The sequence below is a fragment of the Methylobacterium sp. WL103 genome, from assembly GCF_008039885.1.
Lineage (GTDB): Bacteria > Pseudomonadota > Alphaproteobacteria > Rhizobiales > Beijerinckiaceae > Methylobacterium > Methylobacterium cerastii.
In genome coordinates this window covers 1-3,298 of the sequence record NZ_VRUX01000482.1, presented here as the reverse complement: position 1 = coordinate 3,298, position 3,298 = coordinate 1, and the positions used below count along the sequence as shown (strand labels likewise).

General features: G+C 72.6%; 1 protein-coding gene. It reads right to left on the bottom strand.

The window, feature by feature from the left end; genetic code table 11:
• The coding region (locus FV222_RS20885; protein ID WP_147815549.1) for a PAS domain S-box protein at nt 1–3,298 on the bottom strand (3,298 nt) is incomplete at both ends.

The window sequence follows — 3,298 nt, the reverse complement described above, 5'->3', positions numbered from 1 at the left end:
GCGACGGGCTGCGCGGCGATGGCGGCGGCGACGTCGGCGGCGCGGGGAAGCGTCACCGTGAACCAGAAGGTCGAGCCCTCGCCGTCGTCGGAGGCCACGCCGATCGTGCCGCCCATCAGCTCGACGAGGCGGCGGCTGATCGCGAGGCCGAGCCCGGTCCCGCCGAAGTCGCGGCCGACCGAGTTGTCCACCTGCGAGAAGCGTTCGAACAGCCGGTGCTGCTTGGCCAGCGGGATGCCGATGCCGGTGTCGGTCACGCTGAAGCGGACGGTCTCGCCTGCATCCGTGGTGCCGGCATGGCGCACCGCCAGGGTGACGCTGCCGCGCCGCGTGAACTTCACCGCGTTGTTGAGGAGGTTGAGCAGGATCTGGCGCAGGCGCGCCTCGTCGCCCAAAAGGCTCCGCGGCAGGTCGGGATCGATCCGGGCGATCACGGACAGGCCCTTGGCGGCGGCCAGCCCCCGCACGATCGAGAGCCCGTTGTCGGCGAGCGCCGCCGGAGCGAAGGCGCGGTGTTCCAGGTCGATCGCCCCCGCCTCGACCTTCGAGAAGTCGAGGATGTCGTTGACGACGGTCAGCAGGGCCGAACCCGAGGAGCGCGCCAGCTCGGCGTGGCGCCGCAGGTCCGGCGCCAGCCGCTCGGCGCGGGCCAGCAGGTCGGTGAAGCCGATCACCGCGTTCAGCGGCGTGCGGATCTCGTGGGACATCGCGGCGAGGAAGTCGGTCTTGGCCAGGCTCGCGCGCTCGGCCTCCAGGCGCGCCGCCTCGGCTGCGGTCTTGGCCGCCTGCAACGCCAGCTCGGCGTTCTTCCGCTCGGTGGCGTCGAGGTTGAGGCCGATCACCCGCACGGCGCGGCCCGATGGATCGTAGTAGGCGCGACCGAAGCATTGCAGCCAGCGCACGACGCCGTCCTCGCCCGCGACCCGGACCTCGGTGACGAAGGTGCGGCGCGACGTGATCGCCTGCGAGGCGACCGAGAAGGCGTTCTCCCGGTCCTCCTCCACCACCAGGGCCTTCCATGCCTCGATCGACAGGTGCAGGGGTTGCGTCGTCGACACACCGTGCAGCCGCGCGCTCTCGGGCGAGAGCATGACGGTGCCGGCCACGAGGTCGAGATCCCACGAGCCGGCCTCGGCCGCGTCCTGGGCCAGCCGCAGCAGGTCGCTGGTCTCCTCCAGGGAACGCCGCGCCGCGATGATCTCGTCGATGTCCAATGCCGTGCCGAGCCAGCCGACGACCGCACCCGCCTCGCGGATCGGCATCATCACGATCTTGTGCCAGCGGTAGGCGCCGTCGTGCCGGCGCAGACGGCCCTCGACCTCGTGGCCGCGCTCCTCTCGAATGGCGGCGGCGCAGGCCGCGTCCATGCGCGCGGCGTCGTCCGGGTGGTTGGCGGCGCGCCTCTCCGCCAAGCCGGTGCCGATCGAACCGTAATACGCCTCGAAGCGCTGGTTGACGTAGGCCGCCCGGCCGTCCTCGGCCCGCATGATCCAGACGAGCTGCGGCAGCGTGTCGGCGAGCGCCCGGTAGCGCGCCTCGCTCGCTCGCAGGGCGTCCTCGGCCTGGTGGCGCGCATCGATGTCGCGCACCGAGGCGACGAAGCCGGCCGGCTGCCCGGCGGCGTCGCGCACGAGGCGCCACGAGCCCTCGACCCAGAGGTAGGCGCCGTCGCTCCGGCGCAGGCGATAGCTCGCGACCGCGGTCTCGGCCTCGCCCCGCGAGAGGCGGCCGACCATGGCGGTGAGGGTCGCCACGTCGTCCGGGTGGGCGTCGTCCTCGGGACGGGTGCCGACCATGTCCTGCGGCGACCGGCCGAGCAGGGCGTGCGAGGCCGGCGACGCGTAGATCCGCCGGCCGTCGCGATCGACCTGGACGATCATGTCGCTGGCGTTGTCGGCGAGCAGCCGGTAGCGCGCCTCGCTGCGGGCGATCGCCTCCTCGGCGCGGCGCAGGTGGGTGATGTCGCGCACGCTGACGAAGACGCGGGCGACGCTGGTGCCGCCGGCCTCGCGCAGGGGCACGAGGATCACCTCGAAGCGATGGGTTCCGTCGCCGTGGACCCGTTCCTCCGCGCGCCGCAACGGTTCGCCGGAGCGGATGACGCCCTCGATGTCGGCCCGCACGATCGCCGCGGTCCCGGGCGGCATCACGTCCTCGGGGACCTTGCCGCGGACCTCCTCGGGCAAGCGCCCGATCAACGCCGCGGCGCTCGGGTTCAGGGTTTCGAGGGCGAAGCTGCCGTCGGCCGCGACGGCGTGGACGAACAGGTGGTCGGTGGCGTTCTCGAACACGCCGCGGAACAGGGTCTCGGCTTGGCCGAGCGCACGGTGGGTCTCGACCAGCAGCCTTTCGCGCCGGCGCCGGCGTTCGAGTTCGATGAGCAGAAAGAGGCATCCGAGCAGGATGACCGCGCTCGCGGCCACGCCGACCGCCAGCGCGTTGCGCCGCTCGGTGACGAGCGGCGCGAGCACCACGTCCACCGACTTGCCGACCGTGACGACGAGCGGCAGGTTCTCTGTGGTGCGATAGCCGAAGATCCGCGGGCGCCCGTCGAGGCCGCTCGCGATCTCGTAGACTCCCGCGGGTGCGTCCGCGAGCCTCGCGAACAGGCCCCTGCCGTCCGGGCGCAGCGTCAGGTCGCGCTCGTACATGCCGGCCATCGCCGGTTCGCGGATGCGGACGTAGCCGTCGCGCCCGAACAACCCGACGACGGAATCCGCGCCGACATCGAGCGCCTTGAAGCGGCGGGCGAGGTAGTCCGGGTCGACGGCCACCATCAGGACGCCGCCGAAGCTGCCGTCGGGGCGGGTCAGGCGGCGGGCGAGGTTGAACGTGAACGTGTCCATCAGCCGGCCGCGGATCGTGCGCCCGACATAGAGGCCGGCATCGGGGTTGTCCGCCAGCGCCCGGAAGTAGGGCCGGTCCGCCACGTTGGTCTTGCTGAGGGCGGAGGGCACCGCGTCGCGGGTGGCCACGAGGTCGCCGTTCTCGTCGAAGATCGCGATCTGGCGCGCGCTCTCGGCGAGCATCGTCGCGCGCTTCGACCAGGTGGCGAAGTCGAAGGCCTTGGGGTCGTCGGCGTAGTCGGCCTCGATCAGGCGCATCACCTGGTCGACGCCCTCGATCAGGCGCGACACCTGCTCGGCGAGCGCGATCGACAGGTTCAGCACATCGCGCCGCGCCTGGACCACCTCGCCCGCGCGGCGCTGGTCGAGGTGGAACAGCAGGCCGAGCCAGACGAGGGCGAGGAACACGAGGCCGCCGGCGGCCACCAGCGCCTGCGGCAGGCGCCCGGCGA